This window comes from Inhella crocodyli (assembly GCF_004004565.1).
Taxonomy (GTDB): Bacteria; Pseudomonadota; Gammaproteobacteria; order Burkholderiales; family Burkholderiaceae_C; genus Inhella; species Inhella crocodyli.
On sequence record NZ_SACM01000001.1, the window covers coordinates 812,454 to 836,597 of the forward strand.

At 67.8% G+C, this 24,144-nt stretch carries 22 protein-coding genes; 9 read left to right on the forward strand and 13 right to left on the reverse strand.

Annotation, left to right across the window (positions count from 1 at the left end):
- The first annotated feature begins 14 nt into the window (after nt 1–14).
- From eno to EOD73_RS03815, 5 genes are read left to right on the forward strand one after another with little or no spacing between them, the layout of a single operon-like run.
- Nucleotides 15–1,301 (forward strand): phosphopyruvate hydratase, encoded by a 1,287-nt coding sequence (gene eno, locus EOD73_RS03795; protein WP_127680999.1) that lies wholly within the window; start codon nt 15–17, stop codon nt 1,299–1,301.
- Nucleotides 1,302–1,321: 20 nt separating this feature from the next.
- Entirely contained in the window at nt 1,322–1,579 is a 258-nt protein-coding gene (locus tag EOD73_RS03800; protein ID WP_127681001.1) for a septum formation initiator family protein, read from the forward strand.
- A gap of 7 nt (nt 1,580–1,586) precedes the next feature.
- Nucleotides 1,587–2,195 carry a nicotinamide riboside transporter PnuC gene (pnuC, locus tag EOD73_RS03805; protein WP_240660582.1) on the forward strand — a complete coding sequence of 203 codons (609 nt, stop codon included), beginning with the start codon at nt 1,587–1,589 and terminating at the stop codon, nt 2,193–2,195.
- On the forward strand, nt 2,192–2,734 hold the full coding sequence (locus EOD73_RS17520; protein ID WP_164845940.1) for an AAA family ATPase: 543 nt from the start codon (nt 2,192–2,194) through the stop codon (nt 2,732–2,734). The genes pnuC and EOD73_RS17520 overlap by 4 nt, the downstream gene beginning before the upstream one ends.
- Before the next feature lie 33 nt (nt 2,735–2,767).
- Nucleotides 2,768–4,432 carry a bifunctional metallophosphatase/5'-nucleotidase gene (locus tag EOD73_RS03815; RefSeq protein ID WP_127681005.1) on the forward strand — a complete coding sequence of 555 codons (1,665 nt, stop codon included), beginning with the start codon at nt 2,768–2,770 and terminating at the stop codon, nt 4,430–4,432.
- A gap of 14 nt (nt 4,433–4,446) precedes the next feature.
- Here EOD73_RS03815 and hslO read toward each other — a convergent pair whose 3' ends face one another.
- Together hslO and EOD73_RS03825 are read right to left on the reverse strand one after the other, a co-directional pair.
- Entirely contained in the window at nt 4,447–5,400 is a 954-nt protein-coding gene (gene hslO, locus EOD73_RS03820; RefSeq protein ID WP_127681007.1) for an Hsp33 family molecular chaperone HslO, read from the reverse strand.
- Nucleotides 5,397–5,921: a gamma carbonic anhydrase family protein gene (locus EOD73_RS03825; RefSeq protein WP_127681008.1), complete on the reverse strand. Its 525-nt coding sequence runs from the start codon at nt 5,919–5,921 to the stop codon at nt 5,397–5,399. Before EOD73_RS03825 ends, hslO begins: the two co-directional genes overlap by 4 nt.
- 46 nt (nt 5,922–5,967) lie before the next feature.
- Here EOD73_RS03825 and EOD73_RS03830 point away from each other — a divergent pair, with 46 nt between their 5' ends.
- Genes EOD73_RS03830 through EOD73_RS03845 form a run of 4 tightly spaced genes read left to right on the forward strand, consistent with a single transcriptional unit; the run spans nt 5,968 to nt 9,629 of the window.
- Nucleotides 5,968–6,774 carry a ferritin-like domain-containing protein gene (locus EOD73_RS03830; RefSeq protein WP_127681010.1) on the forward strand — a complete coding sequence of 269 codons (807 nt, stop codon included), beginning with the start codon at nt 5,968–5,970 and terminating at the stop codon, nt 6,772–6,774.
- A gap of 10 nt (nt 6,775–6,784) precedes the next feature.
- Entirely contained in the window at nt 6,785–7,693 is a 909-nt protein-coding gene (locus tag EOD73_RS03835; RefSeq protein ID WP_127681012.1) for a DMT family transporter, read from the forward strand.
- On the forward strand, nt 7,690–8,592 hold the full coding sequence (locus tag EOD73_RS03840; RefSeq protein WP_127681014.1) for a DMT family transporter: 903 nt from the start codon (nt 7,690–7,692) through the stop codon (nt 8,590–8,592). The genes EOD73_RS03835 and EOD73_RS03840 overlap by 4 nt, the downstream gene beginning before the upstream one ends.
- Before the next feature lie 50 nt (nt 8,593–8,642).
- Complete coding sequence (locus tag EOD73_RS03845; protein WP_164845941.1) at nt 8,643–9,629, forward strand: recombination-associated protein RdgC; 987 nt, start codon at nt 8,643–8,645, stop codon at nt 9,627–9,629.
- A 10-nt stretch (nt 9,630–9,639) separates the two neighbouring features.
- Here EOD73_RS03845 and dusA read toward each other — a convergent pair whose 3' ends face one another.
- The 11 genes from dusA to EOD73_RS03900 form a co-directional block, all read right to left on the reverse strand.
- Complete coding sequence (gene dusA / locus EOD73_RS03850; RefSeq protein WP_127681018.1) at nt 9,640–10,629, reverse strand: tRNA dihydrouridine(20/20a) synthase DusA; 990 nt, start codon at nt 10,627–10,629, stop codon at nt 9,640–9,642.
- Nucleotides 10,630–10,639: 10 nt separating this feature from the next.
- Complete coding sequence (locus tag EOD73_RS03855) at nt 10,640–11,449, reverse strand: S1 family peptidase (protein ID WP_240660583.1); 810 nt, start codon at nt 11,447–11,449, stop codon at nt 10,640–10,642.
- Complete coding sequence (locus tag EOD73_RS03860; RefSeq protein ID WP_127681021.1) at nt 11,439–12,734, reverse strand: PilZ domain-containing protein; 1,296 nt, start codon at nt 12,732–12,734, stop codon at nt 11,439–11,441. Before EOD73_RS03860 ends, EOD73_RS03855 begins: the two co-directional genes overlap by 11 nt.
- A 10-nt stretch (nt 12,735–12,744) precedes the next feature.
- Nucleotides 12,745–15,525, reverse strand: a complete 2,781-nt coding sequence (prsT, locus tag EOD73_RS03865; RefSeq protein ID WP_164845942.1) for an XrtA/PEP-CTERM system TPR-repeat protein PrsT — start codon at nt 15,523–15,525, stop codon at nt 12,745–12,747.
- Nucleotides 15,526–15,554: 29 nt separating this feature from the next.
- Nucleotides 15,555–16,910: a PEP-CTERM-box response regulator transcription factor gene (gene prsR / locus EOD73_RS03870; protein ID WP_127681025.1), complete on the reverse strand. Its 1,356-nt coding sequence runs from the start codon at nt 16,908–16,910 to the stop codon at nt 15,555–15,557.
- A 10-nt stretch (nt 16,911–16,920) separates the two neighbouring features.
- Nucleotides 16,921–18,984, reverse strand: coding sequence for an XrtA/PEP-CTERM system histidine kinase PrsK (gene prsK / locus EOD73_RS03875; protein ID WP_127681027.1), 2,064 nt, complete (start codon nt 18,982–18,984; stop codon nt 16,921–16,923).
- A gap of 70 nt (nt 18,985–19,054) precedes the next feature.
- Nucleotides 19,055–20,434, reverse strand: coding sequence for a TIGR03013 family XrtA/PEP-CTERM system glycosyltransferase (locus EOD73_RS03880; RefSeq protein ID WP_127681029.1), 1,380 nt, complete (start codon nt 20,432–20,434; stop codon nt 19,055–19,057).
- A 302-nt stretch (nt 20,435–20,736) separates the two neighbouring features.
- Nucleotides 20,737–21,882: a branched-chain amino acid ABC transporter substrate-binding protein gene (locus EOD73_RS03885; RefSeq protein ID WP_127681031.1), complete on the reverse strand. Its 1,146-nt coding sequence runs from the start codon at nt 21,880–21,882 to the stop codon at nt 20,737–20,739.
- 126 nt (nt 21,883–22,008) lie between these two features.
- The gene (locus EOD73_RS03890; RefSeq protein ID WP_127681033.1) at nt 22,009–22,242 is read right to left on the reverse strand and encodes a hypothetical protein; all 234 of its coding nucleotides are present in this window, start codon (nt 22,240–22,242) and stop codon (nt 22,009–22,011) included.
- Complete coding sequence (locus EOD73_RS03895; RefSeq protein WP_164845943.1) at nt 22,239–22,667, reverse strand: DNA polymerase III subunit chi; 429 nt, start codon at nt 22,665–22,667, stop codon at nt 22,239–22,241. The genes EOD73_RS03890 and EOD73_RS03895 overlap by 4 nt, the downstream gene beginning before the upstream one ends.
- Before the next feature lie 8 nt (nt 22,668–22,675).
- Nucleotides 22,676–24,136 carry a leucyl aminopeptidase gene (locus EOD73_RS03900; protein WP_127681037.1) on the reverse strand — a complete coding sequence of 487 codons (1,461 nt, stop codon included), beginning with the start codon at nt 24,134–24,136 and terminating at the stop codon, nt 22,676–22,678.
- Nucleotides 24,137–24,144 lie beyond the last annotated feature (8 nt).

Here is a 24,144-nt window from a genome sequence, read left to right on the forward strand (position 1 = left end):
TAAGGACATCCCCCATGAGCGCCATTGTTGACATCGTCGGCCGCGAGATCCTCGACAGCCGCGGCAACCCCACCGTTGAATGCGACGTGCTGCTGGAAAGCGGCACCCTGGGCCGCGCCGCTGTGCCGAGCGGCGCCAGCACGGGCAGCCGCGAGGCCATCGAACTGCGCGACGGCGACAAGGGCCGCTACCTGGGCAAGGGCGTGCTGAAGGCGGTGGAGTTCATCAACACCGAAATCAGCGAAGCCGTGATGGGCCTGGACGCCTCGGAGCAGGCCTTCCTGGACAAGACCCTGATCGACCTCGACGGCACCGACAACAAGAGCCGCCTGGGCGCCAACGCCATGCTGGCCGTGTCGATGGCCGTGGCCCGCGCCGCCGCTGAAGAAGCCGGCCTGCCGCTGTACCGCTACTTCGGCGGCATGAACGGCTGCCAACTGCCCGTGCCGATGATGAACGTCGTAAACGGCGGCGCGCACGCCAACAACAACCTCGACCTGCAAGAGCTGATGATCGTTCCCGTGGGCGCCAGCAGCTTCCGCGAGGCCCTGCGCTGGGGCGCCGAGACCTTCCACGCCCTGAAGAAGATCCTGCACGACAAGCACATGAGCACCGCCGTGGGCGACGAAGGCGGCTTTGCCCCGAACGTCGACAACCACGAGGCCGCCATCCAGATGATCCTGCAGGCCATCGAGGCCGCCGGCTACACCCCGGGCACGCAAATCGCGCTGGCACTGGACTGCGCCGCCAGCGAGTTCTACAAGGACGGTGTCTACGTGCTGGAAGGCGAAGGCGGCATCAAGCTCAGCGCCGCCCAGTGGACCGACATGCTGGCCACCTGGGTCGACAAGTACCCCATCATTTCCATCGAAGACGGCATGGCCGAAGGCGACTGGGACGGCTGGAAGCTGCTGACCGATCGCTTGGGCAAGAAGGTGCAAATCGTCGGTGACGACCTGTTCGTCACCAACACCAAGATCCTGAAGGAAGGCATCGAAAAGGGCATCGCCAACTCGATCCTCATCAAGATCAACCAGATCGGCACCCTGACCGAAACCTTCGCCGCCATCGAGATGGCCAAGCGCGCCGGCTACACCGCCGTCATCAGCCACCGCTCGGGCGAGACCGAAGACAACACCATCGCCGACATCGCCGTGGGCACCAATGCCGGTCAAATCAAGACCGGCTCGCTGTCGCGCTCTGACCGCATGGCCAAGTACAACCAGCTGCTGCGCATCGAGGAAGACCTCGGCGACGTGGCCGTGTACCCCGGGCGCGCGGCCTTCTACAACCTGCGCTGAAGGAAGCGACCTTGCGCGGCATGGCGGTCCTGCTGGGCCTGGCCCTCTTGGGGGTTCAGGGCCAGATGTGGTTTGGCAAGCAGTCGGCCTCGCACGTGGCCGAACTGCGCCAGGCCCTGGCCGCGCAAGAGTCGAAAAACCAGGCCACGCGCCAGCAGCTGGTGCGCCTGCGCGCCGAGCTCAAGGACCTGCGCGAAGGCCTGGAGATGGTCGAAGAAAAGGCCCGGGGCGAGCTGGGCATGGTCAAGCCGGACGAGATCTACGTCCGCCTGAAGTAGCCGCGCCTTGATCGAGCTCGCCTTTTTGCCCGCCTTCACGGCCTGGGGCAGCCCCGTCACGTGGCTGGAGATCGTGGCCTTCGCGCTCTCGGTGGCCATGGTCATCGGCAACCAGCGCCAATGGCTCGTGGCCTGGCCGCTGGCCATTGCCTCGTCGGCCCTTTACGGGCTGCTCTTTTGGCACGGTCAGTTGTACGGCGAAGCCAGCCTGCAGCTTTTCTTCATCGCCTTGGCGGCCTGGGGCTGGTGGCAATGGGCCCGAGGCCAGGCTGGACAGGCGCTGCCCGTGCAGCGCATGGACCGCCGCGGCTGGATCGCCAGCCTGGGCGCCACGGCCGTGAGCTGGCCGCTGCTGGGGGCCTTTCTCGACCACGCCACCGACTCCCCCTTGCCCTACTGGGACGCCCTGCCCACCGTGGCCAGCGTGGTGGCGACGGTGCAGTTGGGGCGCAAGTTCATCGAGAACTGGCCGTTCTGGATCGCCATCAACGCCGTCTCGGTGGCCCTGTTTGCCATCAAGGCCTACTGGCTCACCGTGCTGCTGTACGCCGCCTTCATCCCCCTGGCCGCCTGGGGCTGGCGCCTGTGGGCGCGCGAGTTGAAGGCCGCCGCGTGAGCCTCGTTGTCGCCCTGCTGGGCGCCGAGTGCACCGGCAAAAGCAGCCTCACCCAGGCCTTGGGCGAACGCCTGCGCGACCTGCCGGCCGCCACCGTGCCCGAGCACCTGCGCGATTGGTGCCTGGCCCATGGCCGCACCCCGCGCCAGCACGAGCAAGCCCACATCGCCGCGGAGCAGCAACGCCAAATCGACGCCGCTGCAGCCCAGGCCCCGGTGGTCATCGCCGACACCACGGCTTTGATGACGGCGCTCTACAGCGAGCACTATTTCGCCGACCGCAGCCTGATGCCCGCCGCGCTGCAGCGCCACCGCGCTGTGTCCCTGACCTTGCTGTGCGACCCCGATGGCATCGCCTGGCAAGCCGACGGCTGGCTGCGCGACGGCGAGGCCACGCGCCACCGCACGCACCGCGCGCTGCAAGACCTCCTGCTGGCCCAGGGCCTGCCGCACGAGCCCCTGCGCGGCACGCTCGACCAGCGCGTGGCCCAGGCGGAGGCTTGGATTCGTGACCGATTGCGCCGCGACCTGCCCGTCTGAACGCCAAAATGGCGGGCTGCCCTTGGAGAGCCCATGTTTCGCCGTTCCCTGTCCTTGATCGCCCCCCTGGCCGCCGCCCTGTTCGCGGGCTGCGCCACGCCCCCCCCGGCGGCCACGCCCGAGCCGCTCAAGGTGCAGGTCCTGGCCATCAACGACTTCCACGGCAACCTGCTGCCCCCGGCCCCGTTCCGCCTGCAAGACCCGGCCGACCCGAAAAAGTCCATCCAGGTGCCCGTCGGCGGCTCCGAGGCCTTGGCCACCGCGGTGAAGGCCTTGCGCGCCAACAAGCCGCACCACGTGTTCGTGGCCGCTGGCGACCTGATCGGTGCCACTCCCCTGCTGTCGGCCCTTTTCTTTGACGAGCCCACGCTCGAGTCCCTCACGGCCATGGGCTTGCACCTGTCGGCCGTTGGCAACCACGAGTTCGACCTAGGCAGCGCCGAACTGCTGCGTCGCCAACGCGGCGGCTGCCACCCGACCGAAGGCTGCCGTGGCAACCCCAACTTCAAGGGCGCCGGCTTCCAGTACCTGGCGGCCAGCACCGTCGACGTGGCCACGGGCGAGACCTTGTTGCCGGCCTACCAAATTCGCCACTTTGACGGCGTGCCCGTCGGCTTCATCGGCCTGAGCCTGGAGGGCACGCCCGGTTTGGTGATGCCCAGTGCCGTGACGGGCCTGCGCTTCGAGGACGAGGTGCAGACCATCAACCGCTGGACGAAGGTGCTGCAAGCCCAGGGCGTCGAGGCCATCGTCGTCATGATCCACGAGGGCGGCTACCCCACCGGCAGCTACAACGGCTGCGAAGGCATGTCGGGGCCCATCCTGGAGATCGTCAAGGGCATGAGCCCGGCCGTGGACGTGGTCATCACGGGCCACACGCACCGGGCCTACAACTGCGTCATCGACGGCCGCCGTGTCACCAGTGGCGACAAGTACGGCTCGATGATCACCGACATCGAACTGCAGATCGACCGCCGCACCCGCGACGTGGTGGGCACCCAGGCCACCAACGTGCTGGTGCGCCTGGACACCTTTGCCAAAGACCCCGAGCAAACCGCGCTGTTGGCGGGGTACATCGCCAAGGCCAAGCCCCTGACCGAGCGCGAGGTGGGCCGCTTGGCGGGCGACGTGCCGGCAGCCAGCCGCGAGGATGGCAATTCCCCCATGGGCCTGCTGTTGGCCGACGCCCAACTGGCCGCCACGCGCGCCGAGGGCGCCGAACTGGCCCTGATGAACAGCTGCGGCATCCGCGCCGGCCTGAGCCTGGAGGCCACCAAGGGCGTGATCCGTTTCTCCGACCTGTTCACTGCTCAGCCCTTCAGCAACGTGCTGATCACCATGACCCTGAGCGGCCAAGAGCTGCTGGACCTGTTGCAAGCCCAGTGGCGCGACGGCAAGTCCTGCAGCCGCCTGCAAGCCTCCGACTCCCTGCGCTACCAGTGGTCCAGCCAGCGCCCCGCCGACCAGCGCGTGCTGCCCGAATCGGTCACCGTCAACGGCCAGCCCTTGGTGCTGACGCGCGATTACCGCGTCACCGTCAACAACTTCATGGCCGAAGGCGGCGACGGCTTCGTCGGCCTCAAGAAGGGCCGCGACCGTCGCACTGGCCCCACCGACACCGAGGCCCTGGAGCAGTACGTCAAGGCCCTGGGCCAGGTGCGCGCACCGGCCCTGGACCGCGCCCGCCGCGTCGACTAAAGGGGCCGCGCCCCTCAGTGCAACTCGGCCGGGGGCGGCGCCACGCCGCCCTCGGTTTGGAACAGCTGCGCACAGTCCACCGCGTCAAAGCGGTAGGGCGCGCCGCAGAAGTTGCAGGCAATCTCCACGTCGCCGCGCTCCAGCAGGATGCTGTCCACCTCCTCGCGCCCCAGGCCCACCAGCATCCGGCCCACGCGCTCGCGCGAGCAGGTGCAACGGAAGGTCGGCTCCGCCGGGTCAAACCGGCGCAGGGGCTCCTCCCAGAAGAGGCGGTGCAAAAGCTGGTCCAGCGGCAGGCTCAGCAGCTCTTCGGGCTTGACCGTGCCCACCTTCATGGCGATGCGCGGAAAGGCGTCTTCCAACTCCAGCGCCCGCTCGGCGCCGTAGCGCCCTTCGAGGTTGCCCTCGCCCTCCAGCGGCATGCGCTGGATCAGCATCCCGGCCGCCCCGTCGGCATTGGCCGCCAGCACGATCTTGGTGTCGAGCTGCTCGCTCATCTTCATGTAGTGCTCCACCGCCTGCTCCAGGCGGTTGAAGCGGCGGGCCTCGGCGTCGTTCAGCGGCACCACGCCCTGGTAGGGCTGCACGCCCGCCGGGCGGTCGCTCGGGTCCAGGGTGATGGCGCAGCGCCCACCGCCGTGCACGTTGAGCAGGTCGGCCAAGTCGGCGCCGCGCGGCACCGGGCCCACGACGTTGGCGGTGGCGCGGTAGCTGAGGTCGGTGCGCGCCTCCGCCACGGCCAGCTTCACCGGCCCGTCGCCCGCCATTTGCAAGATCAAGGTGCCATCGAACTTCAGGTTGCCCTGCAGCAGCAAGGCACAGGCGCTCATCTCGCCCAGCAGATTCATCACCTCGGGCGGCAAGGCGGTTTCGCGGCGCGACAACAGGGTCTGCCAGCTGTCAGTCAGGCGCACGACCATGCCGCGAACCGGCAGGCCTTCGAACAAGAATTTTTGGAAGTCGCTCATCGAATTTCACTCATCTCGGCGGCATAGCGCTCGCCGTTGCGGGCGTAGTGGGCGGCGCTCAGGCGCAGGCGGGCGCTTTCTTCCTCGCTCAGCTCGCGCAGCAGCTTGGCCGGGCTGCCCACGATCAGGCTGCGCGGAGGGAAGACCTTGCCCTCCGTCACCAGCGCACCCGCCCCCACGAGGCTGCCGGCCCCGATCTGCGCGCCGTTCATCACCACCGCCTGGATGCCGATCAAGCTGCCCTCGCCCACCGTGCAGCCGTGCACCATGGCCTGGTGGCCGATGGTCACGTCGTCGCCGATGGTGAGCGGAAAGCCGTCGTCGGCGTGCAGCACCGCGCAGTCTTGCACGTTCACCCGGTCGCCCAGGGTCAGCGTGCTGCTGTCGCCACGCAGCACGGCGCCGAACCACACCGAGCAGCGCTCGCCCAGGCTCACCCGCCCCACCACGGTGGCCGAGGGGGCCACCCAGGCGCTGTCGGGAACGGTGGGCACGTGCTCGCCCAATCGGTAAACGCTCATGGCAGCCGCCTTCGTGCAGAAAAGCCCGCAAGGATAATCGGCCCCCATGCCGCTGGACCTCCGCCCTCACGCCTTGACCCTGCTGATGGCGCGAGATCCGCAGGCCAAGGCCGACGAGGCCCGCGCGCTGTGGGCCGCCTGGCAAGCCGGCGAAGCCCTGCTCGACGCCGCGGCCTCGCTGCCCGAACCCAGCGCCTTGCCCGGCCGCCCCGAGCGCCCGGTGCTCACCACCACCCTCACCGCACGCTCGCGCTCGCCCCACACGGTGGAAGGCCGCGCCGCGCTGCTGCACGCCATCGCCCACATCGAGTTCAACGCCATCAACCTGGCGCTGGACGCCGTGTGGCGCTTCCCCGGCCTGCCCGAGGACTTCTACGCCGACTGGTTGCGCGTGGCCGCTGAGGAGGCTCTGCACTTCGGCCTGCTGCGCGAGCACCTGCACACCCTGGGGCACGACTACGGCGACTTCGACGCCCACGACGGCCTGTGGCAGATGTGCAGCGCCACGGCGCACGACTTCCGCGCCCGCATGGCCCTGGTGCCGCGCACGCTCGAAGCCCGCGGGCTGGACGCCACGCCGCCGCTGCAAAAGAAGCTGGCGGCCGCGGGCGATGCACGCGCCGTGGCGATCCTGGACGTCATCCTCCGCGACGAGGTCGGCCACGTGGCCATTGGCAACCGCTGGTACCGCTGGGCCTGCGAGCGCGACGGCGTCGACCCCGAGACCGACTTCCCCGCCTTGTGCGCGCACTACCGCGCGCCCCGGCCCCGCAAGCCGCTGAACCTGGGCGCCCGCGCCCTGGCCGGCTTCACCGACCAAGAGCTGGCCCGCATCGAAGCGCAGGCCCTTTGACCGATTTCGCATGAACCGCCTCCAAGCCAACCTGCTGCTCACCGCCATCGCCATCGTCTGGGCCTCGGCCTTCGTCGCCCAGGCCGAAGGCATGAAGACCCTCGGCCCGGTGGCCTTCACCGGCGTGCGCTTCTTGCTGGGCGCGCTGGTGGTGCTGCCCTTGGCGATCTGGGAATGGCGCCGCCGCCCCAGCCTGGCGCTGCCGCCCCTGGCCACGCGCCAATGGCTGCCGGTCAGCCTGGGCCTGGGCGTGCTCATGGGCCTGGGCGCGGTGATGCAGCAAATCGGCATCGTCAGCACCACCGTCACCAACGCTGGCTTCCTCACGGCGCTGTACGTGCCCCTGGTGCCCATCTTCTCCATGCTGCTGCTGCGCGAGCCCCCGCACTGGAGCGTGTGGCCCGGCGGCCTGGCCTGCCTGGTGGGCGCCTTCCTGCTCAGCGGCGCGCACGACCTGGTGCTGCAGCCGGGCGACGCCTGGGTCATCGCCTCGGCCATCCCCTGGGCGCTGCACGTGCTGTTCATCGGCCGCGTGGCCGACCGCCTGGCCGCCCCCTTCTTGGTGGCCTGCGCGCAATTCGCGGCCGTGGGCGTGCTCAACCTGCTGTGGGCCTTCGCGTTCGAGCCCTTCACCTGGGCGCAGGTGCAGGCCTGCGCCGGCCCCATCGCCTACACCGGCCTCGTCAGCGTGGGCCTGGCCTTCACCGCCCAAGTGGTGGCCCAGCGCTACGCCGAAGCGGCCGATGCCGCCATCATCCTCAGCAGCGAAACCGTGTTCGCCGCTCTCTTTGGCGCCTGGCTGTTGGGCGAGCGACTGGACGGCCAAGGCCTGCTGGGCTGCGCCCTCATCCTGGGCGCGCTGCTGGCCGTGCAACTGCTGCCCCTGCTGCACCGCCGCTTCGTGCAGCGCACAGCATGACGCAAGCCCACGCGCCCTGGCGCAGCTACCTGCTGCTGGCTGCCAGCATGACCCTGGTGGGCAGCTACGTCGGCCTGTCCAAGGCCCTGGTGGCCGTGTTCCCCGTGTTCGTGCTGGCGGGGCTGCGCTTCGGCATTGCCGCGCTGGCCATGCTCAGTTGGACGCCCAAGCCCGCCGACGAGCCCTCGCTGGACACCAGCGACCGCCGCGTGCTGTTCCTGGGCAGCTTCCTCGGCAACTTCCTGTTCTCGGTGTGCATGCTCTTTGGCGTGCAGGCCACCTCGGCCCTGGCCGCGGGCGTGGTCATGGCCGGCATTCCGGCCACGGTGGCGCTGCTGTCCTGGGCTTTCTTGGGCGAGCGCCTCAACGCCCGGCTGTGGATGGCCATCGGCTGCGCCGGGCTGGGCATCGGCCTGCTGGCCTTTGCCCGCCACGCCCCCGGCGGCACGCCCGCGCCTTGGTGGGGCTACGCCCTGCTGGTGGGCGCCGTGGTGTGCGAGGCCGCCTACGTCGTGGTGGGCAAGCGCCTGTCCACCAAACTCGGCCCCAAACGCATCAGCGCCCTCATCAACCTTTGGGGCCTGGCCTTGGTCGCACCTTTGGCGATCTGGCAGTGGCCGCAGTTCCAGGCCCAGGCCGCCAGCGCGGGCGATTGGGTGATGCTGGTCTTCTACTCGCTCGCCGCCAGCATGGGCGCGGTGTGGCTTTGGATGCGCGGCCTGCACGGCGTGCCCGCCCAGCAGGCGGGGGTGTTCACCGTCATGCTGCCCCTGGCTGCCGCGGCGGTGGGCATCGGCTGGCTGGGCGAAACCGCCACGGTGCAGCACGGTGTGGCGCTGGTGCTGGCCTTGGTGGGCGTGTACCTGGCCACGCGGCCCGTTAGCTCAAGCTCGGCCTGAGGGCAGAATCCGCGCCCTTCCCCGCACTCCCACCGCCCCGCGCCCGCCCCGTGTTCAAAGCCCTCACCGCCTACCACCTGCCCCGCGACGCGCAGCCCGACCCCAACAAGCTGGATGCCCAGCTGGCCGCCCTGCCCTTCACGCCCTGCGGGCCGACGCAGCCGCTGAGCCTGGGCTTCGTGCCGCCGCGTGGCCACGCGCACGGGCCGCTGGCGGAGTTCGTGCCGGGCGGTCACGTGATGATCAAGCTGCAGTTCGAGCAGCGCCTGCTGCCGGGCTCGGTGGTGCGCGAGCGGGTGGACGAGCTGGCGCAGAAGATGGAGCAAGAAACCGGCCGCAAGGCGGGCGCCAAGCGCCGCCGCGAGCTGAAGGACGAGGCCCTGCTGGACCTGCTGCCGCAGGCCTTCACGCGGCAAACGTCGATGCGGGTGTGGATCGCCCCGGCGCTGGAGCTGCTCGTCATCGACAGCACCAGCACGGCGCGCCTGGACGCCGCCCTCTCGGCCCTGACCAAGGCCGTGCCCGGCCTGGCGCCGCAACCGCTGCAAACGGCGGAAAGCCCGGGCGCTTGCATGCGCGCCTGGCTGCTGGACGGCGTGGCGCCGCAGGGATTTGGCATCGGCCGCGATGCCGAGCTGCGCAGCGCCGACGTGGCCGCCGCCACCGTGCGCTACACGCGCCACGGCCTGGAAGGCCCCGACGTGCAGCAGCACCTGACGGCCGGCAAGCAGGTGCGCAAGCTGGCGCTGAACTGGAAAGACCGCCTGGACTTCGTGCTGACCGACACCCTGCAGCTGACGCGGCTGAAGGTGGACGACGGCGCTTTCGAACAAGACGGCCTGAAGGACAGCGAGCAAGACCCCTTCGACGCCGACGCCCTGCTGCTGACCAGCGAGCTGGGCGAGCTGCTGCCCGCGCTGTTCGAGGGCCTGGGCGGCCGCGTGGACGGGCTGGGCGTGGCGACGGCCCCCGCGGCCGACTCCGCCCCGACCGCCTCCGCCCCGACGGGCGCTGGCGAGCCGGCGCCTTGGGACTGAGCCTGGGAATCTAGGCCGTCACCGAGCCCAAGCGGGCCGAGGTGGCCAGCGCTTGAACCTGCCGCGGCGGCAAGCCCTTGAGCTTGTGGTCGCTCCACACCTGGCGCCATCGACGCGCCCCCGGCGTGCCGTTCCACAGGCCCAGCGCGTGGCGCATGGCCACGGCCCAGGGCGTGCCGCGGGCCCACAGGGCCTCGAGGTGGGCGATCCAGGCGTCCTCCACGGCCTCGCGCGTCAGGCCGTTCGGGGCCTCGCCGAAGAAGCGCTCGTCCCAATCGGCCATGGACCAGGGCTCGTGGTACGCGTGGCGGCCGACCATGACGCCGTCCACGTGCGCAAGCTGCTCGGCGATGGTGGCTTCGTCCTTGATGCCGCCGTTGATGGCAATGGTGAGCTGCGGGAACTCGCGCTTGAGCCGGTGCACGATCTCGTAGCGCAGCGGCGGGATCTCGCGGTTGTCCTTGGGGCTCAGGCCGTCCAGCCAAGCATTGCGGGCGTGAACGATGAAGACGCTGCAGCCGGCCTCGGCCACGGTGGCGACGAAGTCGCGCACGAAGTCGTAGCTCTCGATGCGGTCGATGCCGATGCGGTGCTTGACGGTGACCGGCAGCGCGGTGGCGTCGCGCATGGCCTTGACGCAGTCGGCCACCAGCGCGGCCTCGCCCATCAGGCAGGCACCGAAGGCGCCGCGCTGCACGCGGGGGCTGGGGCAGCCGCAGTTGAGGTTGACCTCGTCGTAGCCCCAGCGCTCGGCCAGCCGGGCACACGCGGCCAAATCGGCCGGCTCGCTGCCGCCCAGCTGCAAGGCCACGGGGTGCTCGACGGCATCGAAGTCCAAGTGCCGGGGCTGGTCGCCATGAATCAGCGCGCCCGTGGTCACCATCTCGGTGTACAGCAGGGTGCGGCGGGTGAGCAGGCGGTGGAAGACGCGGCAGTGCCGGTCGGTCCAGTCCATCATGGGCGCGACGGACAGGCGCCAGGGCGAGAAATCAGCGGGCATGGGCCGCGGATTATCGAGGGAGGTCCTTCAGCAGCGGGTGCAGCAGGGCCACGGGCAGGGCGTAGGTGATGCCCGTGGGCTGGCTCAAGGCCGACTCGCGCGTGCCGCGGGCCAGCACCATGTTGATGACGCCCACCACCTGGCCGCTGGCCACGTCGAACACCGGCCCGCCGCTGTTGCCGGGGTAGGCGGTGGCGTCCAACTGAAAGATGTCCATCGGCCCGTCGCGCAGCGCGCGCACCGCCCGGGGCGACAGGCCCTGCCCCGACGACTGCGGCAGCACCAAGCCCGTGATGGACGACAGCAGCGCCCGGTGGGTGACGTGGGCAAAACCCAAGGCGCCGCCGATGGGGAAGCCGATGAAGGCGAGCTCGCTGCCCTCCCGGGGTGGCGGCCCTTCGGCCAAGGTCAAGGCGGGCAAGGCGGGGCCGCCCTCCAGGCGCAGCACGGCCAGGTCGCGCTCGCGCGCCACGGTCAGCACGCGGGCCGGCCGGGCCTCCCACTGCCGCTCGCCGCGCCAGGCTTGCACCTGCACAACGCGCCCTTCGGCTGGGATGCTGGGATCGGGCAGCACGTGCGCGTTGGTGACGACGGTCCACCCATCGCCCACCACAAAGCCCGTGCCCGAGAAGCGAAAGCGCGGCGCGTCGGTTTCGCGGTAGGTGCCCACGAGCACCACCGAGGGCTTGGCGCGGGCCACCAGGTCGGGCAGGGACTGCCCCATGGCGCCCAGCGGCAGCGTGGACAGCGCGCACCACCCCGCCCCCACCAGGGCCGCGCGCCGGCTGAGCCGGCGGGATGCAGGGCGATCAATACGCATGGACTTCGGCGGCGGTGAAGCCGCTTTCCAGGGCCGCCACGCAGCGGCGCCACACGGCATCGGGCTCGATGAGGCGGCAGCCGAGCAGGTGCTGCTCGCCGTCGAAGCCCACCTCGCGAACGACCTCGAAGCGGCCGTGCGATTCTTCCAACTCACCCAAGCTCACAACGGCATCGCCCACGGCCCCGGGCCGCAGCGGTGTTTTGCTGCGAACCTGGAAGCCGCCGAGCGACAACTCCACCACCTGGGCGGGCAGCGCCTCGGTCAGGCCATGCAGGCGCAATTCCGCCGGGCACAGCATGGAGTGGCGGGCGTGGCGCCGCAGGGCGTGCATGGCCGGCACCTCGCCGCCCTCGAGCATCGGCAGCACGGCACGGTACTCCGCCAGTTGGTAGATGGACCACAAGAGCGCCTTCTTGCGTTCGTCCAGCCCCGCCAGCGCCTGGGTGCGCTGGTTGAAAAAATGGTCCAAGAGCGCCGGCGTCATGACCGCATCGTTCGTGGTGCGGTAGCGGCGCGTGGGCCATTGGATGTTGGGCAGGTCGCGCACGATGAAGTAGTCGTGCAAGTTCTTGCGGTCGTCCTTGCCACCGTAAACGCGAGCAAGCCGTTGGTCCACGCCACGCAGGTCCAGGGTGGCGCCCACGGCCGGCGCGCCGTTGGCAAAGTCGTAGGCGTCCACGTTCTGGGCGCTGAGGCGGCGGAACAGCAGCAGGGCCTCGTACATCTCGATGCGGTCGGGGTTGACCGCAATGACCAAGTGCCGCGTGTCGAAGTACCGCACGCAGTACTCGTACATGAACTTCATCAGCGGGAACAGGATCGCGCCACCGGTTTTGCGGAAGTCGGGGTGCACGGCCAGGGCCGAAATCTCCGCGATCTGCCCCGTTTGCGAGCGCACGCCAGAGAGGTCGAACACCGACTGCATCGGGAAGCCGAACACCCCGTCGCGGATCATGGAGATGGTGCCTACCACCCGCCCCTCCCACTTGGCGCACAAGGTGGTGGTGGTGGGCAGCGCGTGGTAGATCGTGGCCCGCAAGCCCGACGGGTGCGGCTTCATGAAGCCCGCGGCGACGTAGGCGTCGTGCAGGATCTTGAAGCAGGCCTCCAACTCTTCCCGGGTTTCGGCGACCTTGAGCAGCAGCCGCGAGTCCGGCGCCGGGTCGCAATCGACCATGCGCCGGTACAGCGCAAAACGCTGCCCCTGGGGCATGAGCGCCAACCCTTTGCGCAGCAGCGTGTGAACTTGCTTGCGCAGCGACGAACGTCGGGGTGGGCTCATGGCGCTCCGTTCAGAGCTGCTTCAACAAGGCCTGCACTTCGGTTTGATCGGGGTAACGCGGTCCCAGTTGGGCCACGGCCTCCAACTCGATCTTGGCCTTCTCTTTTTGGTTGGCCGCGATGTAGCGCTTGGCCAGGGCCACGCGACGCGCCGGGTTGTTGCCGTCCAACTCCACCGCACGGCGCTGCTTCTCGATGGCTTCGTCGTGCTTCCCTTCGGCCGACAAGATCTCCGACAGGGTGTCCAAGAAGGCGCCGGCCTGCGGACGAAGTCCCACGGCCTTGCGGGCCAGGGCCTCGGCGTCCTTGAGTTGGTTGGTGCGCAGCAGCGCCCAGGCGAGGTTGTTCATCACCACCACGTCATTGGGCGAGGACTTCAAAATGAACTCGTAGCGGCTGCGGGCTTCGGCCCAGTCCGAGCGCGCCAAGGCAGAGTCCGCCAGGTAGGCCACGAACAGCAAGTCGCCGGGGTTGTCCTTGATCCACTTCTGCGCGAAAGCCTGGGCCTCGGCCGCCTTGCCCGCGCTCAGCAGCGCCCGGTGGGCCTTGCTGGGCAAGCCCGGCACCTGGACCTTCTGCGCCAGGCCCTGCTGGTAGGCCGCGGCCGCGGCCGCCCAGTTGCCTTGCTTGGCCTCGAGGTCGCCCTCGAACACGGTGGCCAGACCTTGGGTGCTCTTCTCTTGCTGCATCTCCTTGACGAGCTTGCGCGCGGCCGCCGGGTTGCCCAACTCCAACTCCAGCGCCATGACGTGACGCAGGGCCGGCAGGAAGTCGGGCTTCAAGGCCAAGGCCTTGCGAGCGTTGCCCAGCGCTTGGCGGTAGTTCTTGCGGGCAATGTCCACCTCGGCCAAGCGCACGAGGGCTTCGGGCGAACGGGGGCGCAGCGCCACCAAGTCGCTCATCGACTTGTGCGCCTGTCCGTGGTCGCCACGGGCCAGTTGCAAAGCCCCCAGCAACTCCAGCACCTCGCCGTCGTTGGGCAGGGCCGCCACCGCCTCTTGCGCAGCCGACAGGGCGCGGTCGGTGTCACCGGAGGCTTGCAGCACGCGCACGAGGGCCGTGCGCACGCGGGCCACCTTGGGGAACTGCTGCACCAATTGCTGGGCCGACTTGACCAGGTCCTCGGGTTTGTCGCCGGCCAACTGGCGGGCCTGCAACCATGCCAATTGCGGCACAGGATCGGAGGCATCGGCCTTGGCCACTGCGGCGAACCGTGCCACGGCATCGGCCGCACGGTTGGTGGCGAAGTCCTGGCGCGCCAGGGCCACGGCGGCCGCCATGTTCTTGGGGTCGCGCTTCAGAGATTCTTGCCACTGGGCCAGGGCCTTGTCCGTCGCCCCTTGAGCCAGAAAGACCTGGGCCCGCATGTTGGTGGTATCGGCCTTGCCCGGGGTCTTTTTCTCCAGGGCGTCCAGGGCCGTCAAGGCGCCCGCGTGGTCACCCTTGCGAATGAGGCTGCCGATCAAGGCCACGTCGGCCACGGGGCTCTCGAACTGGGTGGCCAAGTCGCGCAACTGGTCCAAACCTTGCGCCTCGTTGCCCCCCGCCACACGGCCCAGCGCCACCATGGTGCGGCTGCGGGCATCGTTGGGATCGAGCTCGGCCGCACGGGCGTACATCGCCTGCGCTTTGTCGGTCTGGCCCAACTGGCTGTGGGCGTCGCCGGCCACGGCGAACACCTGGGACACGCGCATGCCCGGATCGTCCAGCAGCGGCTCCAACGTGCGCAGCGCCTTGGTCGGGTCGGCCATGCGCAATTGCGTGGCGGCCAACAACAGCCTCACGCGCCCGGTGTCTCCCGGCAGGTTCAAGATCTTGCTCAGGTGGGACTCGGCCACCAGGTCTTCCCCGCGCTGGAAGGCGATCTGTCCGGCCAAGAAGAGCACCCGCGGGTCGTCGCGGGTCACTTTCAACAGTTGCTCGACGTGCGATTTCGCTTCGTCGAGCTTGCCGTCGCCCATCGCCAAGTAGGCCGCGTAGTAACGGACGGTGGTGTTGTCGCCGAACTGCTTGCGCGCGGCCTCGATGCGCTTCTTGGCTTCGTCGTTGTCCTTGACCGCCACCAGGTGACCGATGAGGGCCTGCGTAGCCGCCAAGTCCCGGGGCGCGACCTCAACGGCTTTCTCGAAAGCGGCCCGGCCGGCCTTGCCGTCACCCTTGCCCAGGGTCAGCAGGTCGCCCTTGAGGCGCCAGGCCTCGCCGGAGGTGGGCGCGGACTGGATCACGGATTCGACCAGGGCCAGGGCGTCGTCAACACGCCGTTCGGCACCGGCCATGCGGGCCAACACCAACGTGGCACCCGGGTGCTTGGGCACCAGACGCAGGGCCTCGTCCACCGCCGCGCGCGCCTCCACCGGCTTGTTCGTGGCGTTGTAGGCCTGCGCCATGACCACCTGCAGTTCGGCCTGCGCCTTCGGGTCGCTGAGTTGGCGGGTGGCGAACTGCTGCAGCACCTCCCGCGGCTTGCGCGTTTGCAGCATGGCCCGCGCTTCGGCCGGCGCGACGCGGTTGGGGTCGAACTGGGCCTCGTTGGCCTTGGCGAACTCCAAGAGCGCCCCCACGGGGTCGCCGCTGTTGAGCAGGGTTTCGCCCAGCATGAAGCGGATTTCGCCGTTGCCAGGCTCTTGCGTCAGGGCGTTCTTGAGGTGAATTTGTGCGGCCTTCAGGTCGTCCTTCGCCACCGCCTGCTTCGCCGCAGCCAGCAATTCTTCAGGGCTCTTTTGACCGCAGGCAGCAAGGCCCACGCACAGAGCCACCGCCAGCAAACCTTGAGTCCATCCACGGTTCGTCATCAACACTCCCTTGGCCACCATCGCGCCCCTCAGGGCTTGATCTGCAGCTTGTTCAACAAATCATAGAGCGTGGGTCGGCTCACCCCGAGCAGCTCGGCCGCCCGGACGATGTTCCCGTCCACCCTCGACAGCGCGGTGATCACCGCAGCGCGTTCGGCCCTTTCTCGCGCCTCGCGCAGGTCCAAAACGGCGTCGCCCGATTCCGCATCGGCCGACAGGCCCAAGTCGTCGGCGGTGATGCGTTCCCCATCGGCCATGATGGTGGCGCGCTTCATCACGTTTTGCAGTTCACGCACGTTGCCCGGCCAGCTGTGCTGCTCAAGCACCCGGATGGCGTCGTCGCCCAAGGTCAGCCCCTTGCGACGCTGATCGGCCGCGAACCGCCGAACGAACGCGTGCGCCAACAACACTGCGTCACCTTGCCGTTCCCGCAGCGGCGGGATGTCGACCACGATCTCCGCCAACCGGTAGTACAGGTCCTCTCGGAAACGGCCCTCGGCGATGAGCTGCTTGATGTTTTGGTGAGTTGCCCCGACGACGCGGACGTCGACCGCGATCTCTTGCCGCCCGCCCAATCGCTCGATGGAGCGCTCCTGCAAGAAGCGCAGCAGCTTGGCCTGCAAAGACATGGGCAAATCGCCGATTTCGTCCAGCATCAGGGTGCCGCCGTGGGCCAGTTCGATCTTGCCCGGGGTGGACTTCACCGCTCCGGTGAAGGCGCCCTTCTCGTACCCGAACAGTTCGCTTTCCAGCAGGTTCTCGGGAATGGCGGCGCAGTTGATGGCCACGAAACGGCCCGAGCGACCAGCGGCTTCGTGCAGGCCTTGGGCCAGCACCTCTTTGCCGGTGCCGCTTTCTCCCAGCAACAGCACGGTGGCATCGGCACGGGCCACCTTCTCGATGGTGCGGCAAATGCGCTGCATCCCGGGGTCGCGCGTCAGCAGCTGACCGAGCGCGTTGCCGCCCTGGGTGGCCAACCGGCGGTTCTCGTCCTGCAACTCGCGAAGCCGCATCGCGCGCTCAACGCACAAGGCCAAGACGTCGGCATCGACCGGCTTGGCCAGGAAGTCATAGGCGCCCAAGCGAATGGCCCGCAAGGCATTGCTTTGGTCGTTTTGGCCGGTGAGAACGATGACCTTGACGTAGGGGTCGATCTCGAGCAACTGCTCCAAGAGCCGGAAGCCTTCGGTGGTGCCGTCCTGGTCAGGCGGCAAGCCCAGGTCCATGGTCACCACGGGCGTGGGGCTGCGCCGGAACTGAAGCACCGCATTCGTCGCGTCGGCCGCGGTCAAAGACTCGAACCGATCGAGCGACCACTTGAGCTGCCGCTGGAGGGCCAAATCGTCCTCGACGATCAACAGGCTTGGGCTGCGCGAATCCGCCATGCGAAAGAGATCAGGTAGGGGTTTGGGAATGGAACAAGGGCAGCAAGAAGGTGAGCGTCGTGCCACGTCCAGGCGCGCTGTTCACTTCCACCTTGCCGCCGAGCTCACGAACATACTGCATGCTCTCAAAGGCACCGATGCCCATGCCATGGGCCTTCGTGCTCTGGAAGGGCTTAAAGAGGCGGTCCCGCACGAACTCCTCGCTCATGCCGATGCCTTCGTCCACGACCTCGACACGGGCGTAGGAGCCGACGGCGTCGATGCGCAAGTGCACCACCTGTTCGTCTTGGCTGGCGTCCAAAGCATTCTGGACAGCGTGACCGACGACTCGCTCGATGCGCTCCTCCACACCCCGGGTCTCGACCCCCTCTTGGGCTTGCACCTCTACGTGGCGCCCGCGTTGGCGGGCTGCCGTCTGCAAACGCTCGGCGATGGCCGCCAAGCGAACGCCGCTGGAAAGGCCCGTAGGACGTGCCCCCTCGCGCAGTTGAAGCATCAACTGGCGCATCTTCTCCACGGCGTGATTGACGGTGTCGTTCATGTCGCGCCGGAACTCGGGGTTGTCGCCGTGACGCTCGGCGTTCTTCATCATCAACGACAGTTGCGTCACGATGTTCTTCAGGTCGTGCACGACGAAGGCCGACATCCGGTTGAAGGCCTCGAATTTCTGGGCTTCCAGCAACTGCTCGCTGGCCTGCAGCATGGCCAGCCCCCCTGCTGCCTGCGAGGCCGCCGTCTTGAGCAGGTCGCGGACCTCCCAGTCCAAGGCCAGGGGTGTTCGCGGCTGCGCCAGCACGACGGCGCCATGCAAGCGACCGGCCACCACCAAGGGAATCAACAACCAAGCTTGTGGGTCCTCGAGCAACCAGTCGGGCGGTGGTAGGCCGTCGGCAGCTTGTCCCTGGCGCCAAGCGTTGAGGTCGGTGATCCACAAGCGATCGGCCAGGTCCACCAAGCAACCGTCGACGGGCAATCGGCGATCCCGACGTTCGAAGTTCCAGGCAGACACCTGTGACAAAACGCCATCTTCGCTTCGCCGGAGCCACAAGCCACCTGCCGGGCTTTCCACCAACGCAGCCAAGGAGCGCACCACGGTTTCGCCCATGCGATCCGGCGCCTCGGACGACCCCAGCGCCGCGGTGAAGCGCAGCCACTCGTCGCGGTAGTCGTAGCGATATCGGAAAAAGCTTTTGCTGACCCACACCCGCAGCCGCGCCCGAACCGCGCCAGAAAAAACAACCACTGCGAGGCCCAAGATCCCGGCCACCAGCAGCAGCACTTGCAGCGCCGGCCCCCAGTCACCGCCCGAATAGCGCACCCAGTAGCCCAGACCCGCGACCAACAACAGGTAAGCCCCGCTGAAGAGCAAGGTCGCCGAGTGGAAGACCACGGTGCGCGAGACTTGAAGCGACGCCATCAACGCAGCGCCACGCCCAAGCCCCAAGGCCAAAAGCGGCAAACCCAGCGCCGCCACCATCGGCCGCAGTTGCATGGTTTGCCAGTCCTGCCGGCGCAGCAACATGGCCTCGGCAAACACGTACACATCGAAGGCAAAGCCCACGGCCAATCCCAGGCACACCGGCTTGGCGTTCCACCGCTGGTCGCCACCCGCATTGCGGTAAAGCTGCTCGACCAAGATCAGGCCAGCGATCGCCAAGGCCAAACCCGACGTGGCCCGCACCACGCTTTCCACATCTCGCGACCAGGCACCATGGGCTGCGCTGAGCAAACCGAGCATCGCCATGCCGGCGAACAAGAGCACCGGCAAGACAAACCCCGGCCACTCGCGCCGCCGGCCATTGATACCAAGCAGCACCAAGAGCCAGCCCATCCACGCCAATTGCCGCAAGCCGTCGAACCAAGTTTGGGGCGCATCCAGGGGCCACAGAGGTCGGAACGACAAGGCGGCCGACAGCACCGCCCAGACCAAGCTGGCCCCTGTGGCCATCACCAGCCACGTGTGGGGCAATCGCGAACTCGCACCGGCCCACATGCCACGGCGCTGCACCGCCCAAGCCAACACCGAGGCGTAGGCCAGGGCCGCCAACACGGCCAGCGTCAGGTCCAAACTCATGGTTCAGGCAGTTGGAAACAAAAACCCGGGCAGTGCCCGGGCCTTGCGCGACGCGCCGAAGCGTCGAAACTCAGCGCGCACCGCGCCCCGTCAAAACAACGGCCACGGTCTCGATCAGGACCAAGATGTCCAAAAACAGGCTGTGGTTCTTGACGTAATACAAGTCGTACTGGAGCTTGGCCGCGGCATCTTCCTCGGTCGCACCGTAGTCGTACTTGACTTGCGCCCAGCCGGTGACCCCAGGCTTCACGCTGTGGCGAACGGCGAAGTACGGGATCTTCTGGACCAGCTGCTCCACGAAGAAGGCCCGCTCGGGTCGCGGTCCCACGAGGCTCATGTCGCCACGCAAGACGTTGAACAGTTGGGGCAACTCGTCGATGCGCGTGCGACGGATGAACTTGCCCACGCGGGTGACGCGGTCGTCGTTCTTCGTGGCCCAGACCGGCTTGCCATCCTTCTCGGCATCGGTGCGCATGCTGCGGAACTTGGTCACCATGAAGGGCTGGCTGTTGAGCCCCACACGCTCTTGACGGTAGAACACCGGCCCGCGCGACTCCAGACGCACGGCGACGGCGGCCAAGACCATGATGGGCGCGGTCACCAACAGCAGCATGGCCGAACAAACGATGTCGAACGCGCGCTTGATGGCCGAGCGCAGCGCCGTCTGGTTGAAGCCGTCGCCAAACACCAACCAACCGGCGTTGACGTGCTTCAGGCTGATCTGGTGCAGGTTCTTTTCGAAGTGGGTGGCCAGGTCCACCACCCGAATGCCGACCACTTTGCAATCCAAGAGTTCGCGCAAGGGCGTGTTGCCACCGCGGCGCTCCGACAGGGCCACCACGATCTCGTCCGCCCCCAAGCGCAAGGCGGTTTCGCTCAGGCTGTCGGCGGTCGACACCAAGTCCTTCTCGTCCACGGCCACTTCCGTGTCAGAACCGCGGTAAAAGCCGATGATCTGCGCCATCGGGTCAGATTCACGCAGGCTTTGGGCAACGTCCAAGGCGGCGGGACCCGCCCCCAGGACCAGCACGCGGCTGCGGCCGCGAGCCGGGTCGGCGACATGCGATGCGTAGGCCCGGTGCAACACCACCGCCGCCACCGCCGCCATGGCGGCAAAGGAGGCCCACGGCGCTTCGGCTTGGCCCATCGGAACCAAGTGAAGCACGGCGTAGGTGATGGGCAAAGCGAAAAGCAGGGCCACGATGCCGCGGGCGCAAACTTGCGTCAAGCTGCGCTTGGGCGCTGGCTGGTAAAGGCCCGTGGCGCTGTTGACCACGAACATGACACCGGCCAACGACAAACCTTGCGCTGCCGCGACCGGCAGGGACAGCGGATCGCTGCCGCCCATGGTCATCACCGTCAAGATCAACACGGCAACGATCAAACCAACGTCGAAGGCCACCTGCGTGACCGAACGCTTCTGCAAGTAATGGTTGAACACGCGGACCATGGAAACCTCAGGGGGGGGCTGGCTGAGCGGCCAACGGGTCGGTTGGCACGCCTCTTGAGCGGTGCCGGGATGATGCCCGCCACCCCATGGGTTGAAAGCCCCCCGTTTGGGGGTCGAAAACCGGACGCATGGGACGTGCGAGTGCCGCGCTGTGACGCATCTCACGGCCCGAACGCCTGACCCCCTGGACCGGGGGTGCCTCTGCACAGCACACCGCGCTCCAAGCAGGAACAAAAAAGGGACTCGCACAGCGAGTCCCTTGGATCGAGCGAGGCAAGTGCAGGCCGAGGGCCTGCCCTGCATCAACGAATCACAGCCAACTCGGCGCGCTCGCCGCCCTTGTAGGTGTAGAGGGTCAGGGCGCCATTCTTGATGTCGCCCTTGTCGTCGAAGGAAATGACGCCGGTCACCCCCTTGTACCCAGCCGTCTTGGCCAAAACCGGCAGGTACTTGGACGGCTCGGGCGAACCGGCCTTTTCCATTGCGGCGGCCATCACCATGGTGGCGTCGTAGACGTAGGGGGCGTAAACCTGCACTTCCAGGTTGTTCTTGGCCTTGAAGCGCGCCTTGAAGTCGTCCAAGCCCTTCTTGGCCGCACCTTCCACGCCGCCGGCTTCGGCGCAATACACCTGGTCGTCGGACATGGCGCCTGCCGCCAAGCCCGGCAGCCCGGCCGTGCAAATGCCGTCGCCGCCCACCAACTTGGCCTTGATGCCCAGCGCCTTCATCTGGCGCAGCATCGGGCCGGCCACGGCGTCCATGCCGCCGAAGAACACCACATCGGGGTTCTTGGCCTTCAGGCTGGTCAGGATGGCGGTGAAGTCCGTGGCCTTGTCGTTCGTGAACTCACGGCCAACCGTCTTGCCGCCCGCGGCCTTGACGCCCTTCTCGAACTCATCGGCCACGCCTTGGCCATAAGCGGTGCGGTCGTCGATCACCACGATCGACTTGCCCTTCAGCTTCTGCACGGCGTACTTGCCCAAGGTGCCCCCCAGATGCACGTCATCGGCCACCACGCGGAAGGTGGTCTTGAAGCCCTGGCGGGTGAACTTCGGGTTGGTGGCGGAGGGACTGATTTGCGGAACGCCAGCGTCGCTGTAGACCTTGGCGGCAGGAATCGAGGTGCCCGAGTTCAGATGGCCGATCACGCCATGGACCTTGGAGTCCACCAGCTTTTGGGCGGCCGCCGTGCCCTGCTTCGGATCGCCAGCGTCGTCTTCGGCGAACAGCTTGAACACCGCGACCTTGCCGCCGATCTTGATCTTCTTGGCGTTCAGATCGTCGATGGCCATGCGGGCCCCGAGCTCGTTGTCCTTGCCCAAGTGCGCAATGCCACCGCTGGTGGGGCCCACGTGGCCGATGCGGACTTCGACGGTCTCCTGCGCCATGGCGACGCCACCAAAGGCCACCAGGCCGGCCACCACGATGCTGTTCAACTTGACTTGCATGCCATCACTCCAGAAAGTTGGATCAATTGTTCGGCGCTGTGGCGGGTGCCACGACCGAGGCGCCGCAGACCATAGCGCAATTCCGCAAGGCGCCGATTGGGGCTAGCCCGGGTCGAAAACGGCGATTCAACGATCCGGTTGACCGGCTTGGGTCGCGTCGCCGCGCATCGCGATCAAAGCCGCCACACGGGGCAGCAAGGCATCCAGCAATTGCTGCTCGAAATGCGGTCGCAATTCCCCCACCACGTCCTGGACCAAGCCCGGCAACGCACCCAACACTGCCGCCTGTTGTGCGGGACTCAAGCCCTCTGACGCGACAACGTCGGTCAGCACCGGCAGGTCGATCGAAACAGGGTTCATGCCCCCTCCCGCGAGTGAATCACCTCACAGCCCATCTTCTGATAGAGGCGATAGCGCTGCCGTCCTCGTTGCGCGGCAGCTTCATCGGCCGGCACGCAATCCACCACACCGGCAAATGCCATCAGTTCGGGGTGGATCTCACTGCCAAGGTTGAGCCAATGCGTCCCTGGCGGCGGGGAGCCAATCGACGCTTCGGTGTGGTGCAACTGAATGCGACTGCGCCGACGAACGTGCGAAGGCGCATCCGGCGCCGCCAAGGGCAGAAAACCCTGCGGATCTGCAGCACACACATGGTGCAAGAGTCGCGCAGACTGGGCATGGTCCACCGTCACCCAAAGGGACAAGCCTTTGGCATGGGCCTTGCGCAGCGCGCGCAAGGCCCACCCTAGGGGGTCGGACACACCGCTGATCAGGCGGACTTCCACGGCCCGTGTCAGCGCACTTGGGCCAACAAGAAGTGCGTGAGCAGCCCCACCGGACGACCCGTGGCGCCTTTGGCCGCGCCGCCCTTCCAAGCGGTACCGGCGATGTCAAGGTGGGCCCAGCGGTACTTGCGCGCGAAACGCTGCAAGAACTTGGCCGCCGTGATCGAGCCCCCCGCACGAGGGCCGACGTTGGCCATGTCGGCAAAGTGCGTCTTCAGCGCGTCGTCGTACTCCTCGTCCAAGGGCATGCGCCAGCACGGGTCCAGCGCCGACTCGCCGGCTTGGCTCAGCGCCTGGGCGAGTTCGTCGTCACTCGCGTACATGCCACTGCGCACGCCACCCAGGGCGATGACACACGCGCCCGTCAGCGTGGCCACGTCCACCACCATGGCGGGCTTGAAGCGCTCCGCATACGTGAGGGCATCGCACAGGATCAGTCGACCCTCGGCGTCGGTGTTCAAGATCTCGATGGTCTGACCGGACATCGAGGTCACCACATCCCCCGGCTTGACGGCACGGCCGCTGGGCATGTTTTCGCACGCCGGGATCAGGGCCACCACGTTCAACTTGGGCTTCAACTCGCCGACGGCGCGCATCGCACCGAGCACGCTCGCGGCACCGCCCATGTCGTACTTCATCTCGTCCATTTCGGCGCCGGGCTTGAGCGAGATCCCGCCGGTGTCGAATGTGATGCCCTTGCCAACGAGCACGACCGGAGCTTGCGTCTTGGGCGCACCGTCATAGCGCAACACGATGAAGCGCAAGGCTTCGTCGGAACCTTGGGCCACCGCCAAAAACGAGCCCATCCCGAGCCGCTCGACCGCACGACGGTCCAGCACCTCAACCTTCATGCCGTGGCTTCGCGCCAACTGCTTGGCCTGATCGGCCAGATGGGTCGGCGTGCAGTGGTTGCCCGGGCGGTTTGCCAGTTCCTTGGCCAAACCGATGCCCGCGGCCAAGGCCTCACCCTGCGCCAGCCCAGCGCGGGCCGCCTTGAGGTCGGCCTTGTCCACCAAGAGGCTGGCCTTGGCAACACGCGCCTCTTTCGGGGCGCTCGGCTTGGTCAGTTGGTACAAGTACTCGGCGTCGGCCAAGCTCAAGACCGCCTGTTCCACCAACGACGACGCCAACGAACCGAAGCCCACGAAGGCCACCGCCACCTGCGTCACTTGCCGGCCCTTGACCTGCGCCAGGGCGGCATTCAAAGCCGCCTTGCCGGCCTTGGTGCCCGTGCCGCCCGAGGCGGCCAAAACCAAGCGCGGCGCCTTGACCCCGGCCACGTGGTGCAGCAGCACCGCCTTGCCGGCCTTGTGCTCAAAGTCGCCCAACTTCACCGCGGCCTTGACGGCGGCAGCGACTGCAGGGTCCAACTGGGTCGGCAAATGCTCGCCCGCGATCACCACCAGCAGGGCGTCGGCGGCGGCCGAGGCGAGCTTGTCGATCGAAAGCGCTTGAATACGTGCGTCCATAATTCCTG

What these genes read in the sequence shown, in the direction of transcription:
- EOD73_RS03860 (WP_127681021.1), bottom strand. Translation starts at nt 12,734, where the DNA reads ATGAGCCCACCCCGACGTTCGTCGCTGCGCAAGCAAGTTCACACGCTG.
- EOD73_RS03885 (WP_127681031.1), bottom strand. Translation starts at nt 21,882, where the DNA reads ATGCAAGTCAAGTTGAACAGCATCGTGGTGGCCGGCCTGGTGGCCTTT.
- EOD73_RS03815 (WP_127681005.1), top strand. Translation starts at nt 2,768, where the DNA reads ATGTTTCGCCGTTCCCTGTCCTTGATCGCCCCCCTGGCCGCCGCCCTG.
- EOD73_RS03800 (WP_127681001.1), top strand. Translation starts at nt 1,322, where the DNA reads ATGGCGGTCCTGCTGGGCCTGGCCCTCTTGGGGGTTCAGGGCCAGATG.
- EOD73_RS03880 (WP_127681029.1), bottom strand. Translation starts at nt 20,434, where the DNA reads ATGGTCCGCGTGTTCAACCATTACTTGCAGAAGCGTTCGGTCACGCAG.
- EOD73_RS03840 (WP_127681014.1), top strand. Translation starts at nt 7,690, where the DNA reads ATGACGCAAGCCCACGCGCCCTGGCGCAGCTACCTGCTGCTGGCTGCC.
- eno (WP_127680999.1), top strand. Translation starts at nt 15, where the DNA reads ATGAGCGCCATTGTTGACATCGTCGGCCGCGAGATCCTCGACAGCCGC.
- prsK (WP_127681027.1), bottom strand. Translation starts at nt 18,984, where the DNA reads ATGAGTTTGGACCTGACGCTGGCCGTGTTGGCGGCCCTGGCCTACGCC.
- EOD73_RS03855 (WP_240660583.1), bottom strand. Translation starts at nt 11,449, where the DNA reads ATGCGTATTGATCGCCCTGCATCCCGCCGGCTCAGCCGGCGCGCGGCC.
- prsT (WP_164845942.1), bottom strand. Translation starts at nt 15,525, where the DNA reads ATGACGAACCGTGGATGGACTCAAGGTTTGCTGGCGGTGGCTCTGTGC.
- hslO (WP_127681007.1), bottom strand. Translation starts at nt 5,400, where the DNA reads ATGAGCGACTTCCAAAAATTCTTGTTCGAAGGCCTGCCGGTTCGCGGC.
- EOD73_RS03825 (WP_127681008.1), bottom strand. Translation starts at nt 5,921, where the DNA reads ATGAGCGTTTACCGATTGGGCGAGCACGTGCCCACCGTTCCCGACAGC.
- EOD73_RS03900 (WP_127681037.1), bottom strand. Translation starts at nt 24,136, where the DNA reads ATGGACGCACGTATTCAAGCGCTTTCGATCGACAAGCTCGCCTCGGCC.
- prsR (WP_127681025.1), bottom strand. Translation starts at nt 16,910, where the DNA reads ATGGCGGATTCGCGCAGCCCAAGCCTGTTGATCGTCGAGGACGATTTG.
- EOD73_RS03830 (WP_127681010.1), top strand. Translation starts at nt 5,968, where the DNA reads ATGCCGCTGGACCTCCGCCCTCACGCCTTGACCCTGCTGATGGCGCGA.
- EOD73_RS03835 (WP_127681012.1), top strand. Translation starts at nt 6,785, where the DNA reads ATGAACCGCCTCCAAGCCAACCTGCTGCTCACCGCCATCGCCATCGTC.
- EOD73_RS03890 (WP_127681033.1), bottom strand. Translation starts at nt 22,242, where the DNA reads ATGAACCCTGTTTCGATCGACCTGCCGGTGCTGACCGACGTTGTCGCG.
- dusA (WP_127681018.1), bottom strand. Translation starts at nt 10,629, where the DNA reads ATGCCCGCTGATTTCTCGCCCTGGCGCCTGTCCGTCGCGCCCATGATG.